At 70.1% G+C, this 7,037-nt stretch carries 7 protein-coding genes; all 7 read right to left on the bottom strand.

All coding sequences use genetic code 11. The annotated features are described in order from the left end of the window. Window positions 1–134: 134 nt before the first annotated feature. Window positions 135–929: a DedA family protein gene (locus tag AABA78_RS16510; RefSeq protein WP_338264018.1), complete on the bottom strand. Its 795-nt coding sequence runs from the start codon at window positions 927–929 to the stop codon at window positions 135–137. Window positions 930–1,234: 305 nt separating this feature from the next. Next, entirely contained in the window at window positions 1,235–1,705 is a 471-nt protein-coding gene (locus AABA78_RS16505; protein WP_171412873.1) for a cyclic nucleotide-binding domain-containing protein, read from the bottom strand. Window positions 1,706–1,737: 32 nt separating this feature from the next. After that, window positions 1,738–2,253, bottom strand: coding sequence for a gamma carbonic anhydrase family protein (locus tag AABA78_RS16500; RefSeq protein WP_171412874.1), 516 nt, complete (start codon window positions 2,251–2,253; stop codon window positions 1,738–1,740). Between the two features lie 36 nt (window positions 2,254–2,289). Then, complete coding sequence (gene miaB, locus AABA78_RS16495; RefSeq protein WP_171412875.1) at window positions 2,290–3,675, bottom strand: tRNA (N6-isopentenyl adenosine(37)-C2)-methylthiotransferase MiaB; 1,386 nt, start codon at window positions 3,673–3,675, stop codon at window positions 2,290–2,292. Window positions 3,676–3,748: 73 nt separating this feature from the next. Beyond that, on the bottom strand, window positions 3,749–4,264 hold the full coding sequence (locus AABA78_RS16490) for a hypothetical protein (protein ID WP_338264017.1): 516 nt from the start codon (window positions 4,262–4,264) through the stop codon (window positions 3,749–3,751). Between the two features lie 36 nt (window positions 4,265–4,300). Next, a complete protein-coding gene (locus AABA78_RS16485; protein WP_338264016.1) occupies window positions 4,301–5,698 on the bottom strand; it encodes a VWA domain-containing protein in 1,398 nt (465 codons plus the stop codon). A 4-nt stretch (window positions 5,699–5,702) separates the two neighbouring features. Next, window positions 5,703–6,998, bottom strand: coding sequence for a class I SAM-dependent RNA methyltransferase (locus AABA78_RS16480; protein ID WP_338264015.1), 1,296 nt, complete (start codon window positions 6,996–6,998; stop codon window positions 5,703–5,705). Window positions 6,999–7,037 lie beyond the last annotated feature (39 nt).

The raw sequence follows: 7,037 nt of genomic DNA, 5'->3' as shown, positions 1-7,037 counted from the left end.
GGTGAGCGCCGCGGTGCTGCGCCTTCGTGAACGGAAGGCGCCAGGCCGTGGAAGGGCCCACCCCGCAACGAAGAACCCCGCTCCCTCCTTCGAGGGGGCGGGGTCCGTGAACCGCGTCACACCGGAGCGCGGCGCTACTTGTGCGCGTTCAGGTCCGGCTCGGACGCGGGCGCCTTGTCGGCGGGCACGTCGAAGAAGGCGCTGGGGCTGGGCGCGCGCGTCTGGGACACGCTGTTCTCCAGCGTCTCCGGCACGGGCGGCAGCGCCACCTGCGTCGCCTGCGCCTTGGCGGCGGCCTCGGCCGCGAGCTTCGCGTTCTTGCGGCGGCGGTACACGAAGTAGCCCACCGCCAGCACCGCCAGCGAGCCCATCACCACCACTTGGCCGTCCTTCAGCTTGCGGATGACCATGTCCAGCTCGCCACCGAAGTGGAACCCGAGCCACACGAACACCGGCGCGGACAGGAGCGCCGCCAGCCCGTCCCACAGGATGAAGCGCCAGTAGGGCATGTGGACGGAGCCCGCGGTGAAGTACGTCACCGCGCGCACGCCCGGCATGAAGCGGGCGATCATCACGATCTTCTGGCCGTGCGTGACGAAGAGCGACTCCACCTTCGCCCGCTTCTCCGGCGTGACGATCTTGGTGAAGAACCCTCCACCCTTCGCCCCCGGGTCGCGCCCCAGCCGCGTGCCCAGCCGGCGCCCCGCCAGGTAGATGAGGCTGTCACCCACCAGGATGCCGAAGAACCCCACCGCCATCATCACCGGCAGGTGGGCCGCGCCCTTGTGCGCCAGGAACCCACCCAGGATGAGCGAGATGTCCTCCGGCAGCGGCACGCCCAGGCCGCACGCCACCAGGATGGCGAACACGGTCAGGTAGGCGAAGAGGCCCTGGGAGTTACCGAGCAGGCTGGTGAGCAGTTCTTCCACGCGTCGTTCCGTCCAATCACTTCTGAAGGGCCGCTCGGCAACCACCCGGGCCAGCCCGTCCACCACCCAGCCATCAACCGGGTGCGACAGTTGAAAACTCCGGCCGCCCAGCTTCCCACCTCAAGCGCCCGGGCCCCACCACGAAAGCCCTCGGCTTTCTGTCTACTCACACCCACGGTGTGCGACATCCCGGAAGCCCGGAGGGACTCCAGGCAGGCACAGTAACCACCTCCGGTGCGGGTGGCAGGGTCTCTCGTGCGTCCGGCCTCCTGGCAGGAGCCCGGAGCCACCTGTCCGACAGCCGGTCAGCTCCCCGGAGCCCGCGCCACCAGCGTGCGCAGCATGTCCCGGTTGTCCCGCGCCTTCGCGCCGAAGTGGCTGACGATGCCCATCAGGAGCTTGATGCAGGCCTGCGGCTTCGCGGCGAGCAGCTTCTGGAAGTCCGCCGCGCGGATCTCCAGCGCCATCACGTCCGTCTGCGCGGTAGCGGAGCACAGCCGCTCACCCTTCTGCACCAGCGCCAGCTCCCCCAGGGGCTCGCCGACAGTCACCTCGCCCAGGGGCACGTCCTCACCGGAAGGGCTCCGGGCGCTCAACCGCACGGTGCCCTCGCCCACGATGAGGAGCGAGTCCCCCGGCTTGCCCTCGCTGAACAGCGCCGTCCCCTTGGGGAAGGCGCGCGACACGGCCGCCGCCGCGAAGATGGAGATGCCGGTGTCGGTGAAGCCCTTGAAGAGCGGACAGGCCTTCAGGGTCGTCTCGGGCACGAGAGCCATGGGGTGTTCCTAACACGCACAACGCGGCCGCGTCAGCGGCTGGCGCGGTGTTCGGCGGCGGTGTGCACGTAGTGGAGGGCGGACTGCACCAGGAACTCGCGCTCGCCGTCGTGGAGGGGGCGCTTCACCTTGCCGGGCGAGCCCACCACCAGTGACCCCGGGGGAATCTTCGTCCCGGGCGTCAGGAGCGTGCCGGCGCCGATGATGCAGTCGTCCCCCACCTCCACGCCGTCCATGAGGATGGCGCCCATGCCCACCAGCACCCGGTTGCCCACGACGCACCCGTGGAGGATGACCCGGTGGCCCACCGTGCAGTCGTCGCCCACCGTCGTGGAGTCACCCTGGCTGGTGACGTGCACCATGGTGAGGTCCTGGATGTTGGTGCGCTTGCCGATGCGGATGGAGTTCACGTCCCCGCGCAGCACGGAGTTGAACCAGATGGACGAGTCCTCGCCCAGCTCCACGTCGCCCACCACCTGGGCGGAGTCCTCGATGAAGCAGCTCGGGTGGACGCGGGGGGACACCCCGCGAAACGGCTTCAACGGCATGGGAGTACCTCCGACGTCGGGACAGCGGCGGAAGCGTCAGGCCTCCGCCGGGACATGCAGCGGCACGGGCAGCTCCACCGGCGGCGGCGCCACGGTGGGGGCCTGGAGCATCGCCACCTGCTTGCCCGCGAGCTGGTTGGGCGTGGCGCGCTCCACGTGCACCGTCACGATGGAGCCCGCCGGAGCGTCGCCCTCGAAGTTCACGGTGCGGTTCTCCGGCGTGCGGCCGAAGCGCTTGGTGGCGTCGTAGCGCGAGCGGCCCTCGACGAGCACCTCCACGTCCAGTCCCACCTGCGCCTGGGTGTACTCGCCGCTGATGCGCCGCTGCAGCTTCTGCAGCCGCTCCAGCCGGGCCACCTTCACCTCGTGCGGGATGGGGCCCCAGTCCTTCTCGCGCAGCGCGGCGCCCGTCTTGGGGCGCGGGCTGTACACGAAGGAGAACTGGTTGTCGTACTTCACCCGCTCCGTGAGCTGCATCGTCATCTCGAACTCTTCCTCGGTCTCTCCGGGGAAGCCCACGATGATGTCCGTGGTGATGGCGATGCCGGGCCGCGCGGCGCGCAGCTTCTCCAGCCGCTCCATGTACTGCTCGACGGTGTAGTCGCGGCGCATCATCTTCAGGATGCGGTCGCTGCCGCACTGCACGGGAAGATGGAAGTGCGGGGCGATCTTCGGCTGCACGCGGAAGGCTTCGATGAGCTCATCCGACAGGTCATGCGGGTGGCTCGTCGTGAAGCGCACGCGCTCGATGCCCGGCACCTCCGCGGTGCGCAGGAGCAGCTGCGCGAAGCTGATGCCGCCCTGGTACGAGTTGACGTTCTGCCCGATGAGGGTGACTTCGCGCAGGCCCACGCCCGCCAGGTCCGCGACCTCGGTGAGCACGTCCGGGAAGTTGCGGCTCACCTCGCGCCCACGGGTGTGCGGGACGATGCAGAACGAGCAGACGTTGTCGCAGCCCTTCATCACGGTGACGAACTCGGTCACCTTGCCTCGGGACGTCTCCGCGTCGGCGCGCGGGAAGACGTACTCCTCGGAGTCCACGAAGGCCGTCTCCACCACGCGCTCGCGGGCGTCCTGCACGCGGGCGATGACTTCCGGCAGCTTCGCGATGTTGTCCGGGCCGAAGACGAAGTCCAGGTACGGGACCTTCTTCAGCAGCTTGTCCTTCTCCTGCTGGGCCACGCAGCCGCCCACGCCCAGGATGGCGCCCCGGCTGGCCTTCACGGCGCGGTAGCGTCCCAGCGCGGAGAGCATCTTGTCCTCGGCCTTCTCCCGGATGGAGCAGGTGTTGAGGATGATGAGGTCCGCGTTGTCCGGCTCCGGCGTGGGGACGTAGGACATCTTCGACAACGCCTCGCTCATCCGGAGCGAGTCGTTGACGTTCATCTGGCAGCCGAAGGTGTGGATGAAGTAGCGCTTCATGGGTGGGCCTTGAAGGAAAACGGGCCGTTATGCGACGCCCGGACGCGGAATGCAACCGGGCGGGCACTCCGGGTCATCCCCGGCTGAGGACCTTCGTGAGCCGGGTGTGCAGGGCCAGGAGCTCCGGCTCGCGCTCCCGGAGCAGGGCCACCGTCTCCGCGCCGTACCGCCGGCCCAGGGCGTCCGTCTCCCGCTCCTGCTTCACCAGCTCGTCCCGGACGCGCTTCTTCACCTCATCCACCTCCGGCCCGGAGCGGGACTCCAGCTCCGTCAGCTTCGAGCGCAGCCGCTGCAGCGTCCACCGCCGCCCGCCGAAGGCCCGCAGCACGGCGCTCCCCCACTCCGCCGCCTTCACGTCCAGGCCGCTGGCCTCCAGCGCCGCCGTCGCCGCGCGGGCCATGGCCTCCGGGCTGGCCTCCGCCTCCATGTGCGCCAGGAAGGTCTCCTGGTAGCGGACCAGCGCGTCGAGCAGCGCCTTGTCCACCGGGCGGGACGCCATGCGCAGCGTGCGGTCGTCGGCGGCGTCGAAGTCCGGGCCGGTCTCCACGTTGGGGACGTCCTGGTAGTCGTCGAAGAAGGACGGGGCCATGGGGCTCTCCTGTGAAGCGGTGAAGCGAAGGGGGTTTCAGACGGGGACGAGCTGTTCCGCGATGCGGGCCAGGTCCGACACGGAGGTGACGACCACGGCCTGGGTGCAGTGCTTCTCGTAGGTGAGCATCTCGCTGTCGCCGATGCCCCAGTTGCCCCGGTCCTCGGGGCAGATCCACAGCACGCGCTTGGCCTTGCGCTTCAGGTCCTTCAGGGCCCAGGCGTTGCTCGCGTTGTAGTTGTTGCGGCCGTCGCCAATGATCATCACGGTGGTGCGGCGCGTGATGCTGCCCAGGTGGTCGCGCGTGAAGTCCGCCAGCGCACGGCCGTAGTTGGAGTTCGCGCTCATGGACACGGTGCGCCCGGCGGTCGCCGCGTCGATGGCCTCGCTCACGTCCAGGTCCTTGAAGAACTGGGTGACCTCCCCCACGTCGGACACGAAGACGAACGAGCGCACGCGCACGAACAGCGACTGCAGCGTGTGCATGAAGAGCAGCATCATGCGGGACGCGTTGCGAACGGAGTCGGACACGTCGCAGAGCACCACCAGCTCAGGGCGCTCCGGCCGGCGGGTGCGGAACATGGGCACCATGGGTACGCCGTCCCACGGCATGTTCCGGCGCAGCGTGCGCTGCACGTTGAGCGAGCCTCTCCGGTGCGAGCGCTGCTTGCGGATCATCCGGCTCTTGAGCTTCTCCGCCAGCGTGCGGACGGCGGCCTCCATCTGGTCCACCTCCGCCTGCGTGAGCAGGTGCAGCGGCTTCTCCGTGACGGCGTCCGTGCGGCGGCGGATGCGCGCCTCGGACTGGCGCTTCACCTCCGCGCGAGCGGCGTCTTCAATCTTGCGCATCGCCGCGGCCACGTGGCGCGAGACGATCTCCACGCCCTCCGCATGGAGCCCGCGCGCCTTCAGTTCGTCCTCCAGAGACTTGAGGTCGGACCTCGCCCGCTCCATGCCCGCGCCCGCGAGCATCCGCCGCGTGAAGAACCCCGTCTGAAGCGGGCTCTCCAGCTGTCCCAGGTCCAGCTGGAGCGACGCCTGCCGGAAGATCTGCGCCAGCCGCGCGCGGTCGCCCGCGAGGATGGCCTGCGCCAGCGGCGACATCTCCGGGGCCAGCAGGTTCATCTGGTAGATGACCATCTTCAGGAGGTCGCCCTCCAGATAGCCCTCTTCCTCCAACTGCTTCGCCAGTGACTTGTCGATGGCCTCGAACGTGCGGGCCGCGCCGGAGAAGAAGAAGTCGAACGCGCGGCGGAAGGTCTCCACGTCCAGCTCGCGCTTCACCAGCGTGGTGCGCAGCACGGAGCGGAACAGCGCCCGGTCCTGCACGCCCACTTCCGCCGTGGCGCGCAGGGCGTCCTGCACCTCGGACGTGCTGACGCGGACGCCGTTCTGGCGGAGCACTTCGGCGAACTCGACGATGCGGGCGTCCATGGCGTCAGGCCTCCCGTTCGAAGGACATCACCGCTTCCACGTGGTGCGTCTGCGGGAACATGTCCACCACCTGGAGCGCCACGGGCTTGTAACCGGCCTCCACCAACCCCGCCGCGTCACGCGCCAGCGAAGCCGGGTCGCACGCCACGTACACGACCCGGCGCACGTTCAACGCGCGCATCCACTTCGCCAGGCCCGGAGCACCGGCGCGCGGCGGATCCGCGAGGCACAGGTCGAACGAACGGCCCTCCGCCACCAGCCCGTCGCACACCTTGCGAGCGTCGCCCTGGACGAAGCGCACGTTGGCCACCCCACCCTCGCGAGCACTCCGCTGCGCCAGCTCCACGCCCACCGGGGACGACTCCACGCCCAGCACCGACCCGGCCGTCCCAGCCAGGGGGAACGTGAAGTTGCCGTTGCCGGAGTACAGCTCCAGCACGGAGTCCGTCTCCTTCGCGCCCAGCTCGTACAGGGCCGCGGTGACGAGCCCCACGTTGGCCTCCGCGTGCGCCTGGGCGAACGCATCCGGCCGCAGGTACACCGGCACCTCCGGACGCAGCGGGGACAGCGAGCGCAGCACCGGCCGGCCAATCAGCCGCGCCGAGCCCTCCTTCGGCACCAGCACCGCGCCCTCCAGCCGCAGCGCGCGCACCGCGGCCTCCGCCGCCTCCAGGTGCCGCGCCGTCACCGGGCCGCTCAGGTTCACCGCGAACGCGGCCTTGTCGCCTTCGGCCAGCAGCAGCACCTCCTCGGTGTCCTTGGCCAGCGGCTTGAGCAGCGGGGCCAGCTTCCCGGGCAGCGCCGTGAGCACCGGCGTGAGCGCGGGGCAGACGTCCACCGGGATGCGCTCATGGGTGCGCCGGCCGAAGTAGCCGAGCGCCCCCTTCCCCGCCCCGTGCAGCACCGCGCGGCGCCGGTAGCCCCAGTCCCGGGGCGCGACCATCAGCGGCCGCACGGTGAACGCCGAGCGCTTCAGGCGCCCCAGATGCTCCAGGGTGGAGAGGACGATCTCCTGCTTCGCCGACCGCTGCGCCGTCACCGCCAGCTCCAGCCAGTCACAGCCGCCACACGCGTCGGAGTACACACAGCGCGACGACACGCGCTCCGCCCCATCCGTCAGCACCTGGCCCAGGAGGCCGCGCAGCACCTTCCCCTGGGCCTCCAGGTGGACGCGCACGGTGTCGCCGGGGAACGCGCCGGGGACGAAGACGGTGCGCCCCTCCCATTGGGCCACGCCTTCGCCCAGCTGGCCCAGCCGTTCAATCGTCAGTTCAATGGGGGCTTCGGGCAGCGTCGTCATCGCAGGCGCACTCGCGGGGGCCGCCTGGGTGGGGCCGCC

Origin of the sequence: Corallococcus caeni, from assembly GCF_036245865.1 — a bacterium.
Lineage (GTDB): Bacteria > Myxococcota > Myxococcia > Myxococcales > Myxococcaceae > Corallococcus > Corallococcus caeni.
This window is presented reverse-complemented; position numbering and strand designations above follow the sequence as displayed.

Excerpts from the sequence above, each read along its gene's own strand:
- AABA78_RS16490 (WP_338264017.1), bottom strand. The coding sequence starts at position 4,264 with ATGGCCCCGTCCTTCTTCGACGACTACCAGGACGTCCCCAACGTGGAG.
- AABA78_RS16485 (WP_338264016.1), bottom strand. The coding sequence starts at position 5,698 with ATGGACGCCCGCATCGTCGAGTTCGCCGAAGTGCTCCGCCAGAACGGC.
- AABA78_RS16480 (WP_338264015.1), bottom strand. The coding sequence starts at position 6,998 with ATGACGACGCTGCCCGAAGCCCCCATTGAACTGACGATTGAACGGCTG.
- AABA78_RS16505 (WP_171412873.1), bottom strand. The coding sequence starts at position 1,705 with ATGGCTCTCGTGCCCGAGACGACCCTGAAGGCCTGTCCGCTCTTCAAG.
- miaB (WP_171412875.1), bottom strand. The coding sequence starts at position 3,675 with ATGAAGCGCTACTTCATCCACACCTTCGGCTGCCAGATGAACGTCAAC.
- AABA78_RS16500 (WP_171412874.1), bottom strand. The coding sequence starts at position 2,253 with ATGCCGTTGAAGCCGTTTCGCGGGGTGTCCCCCCGCGTCCACCCGAGC.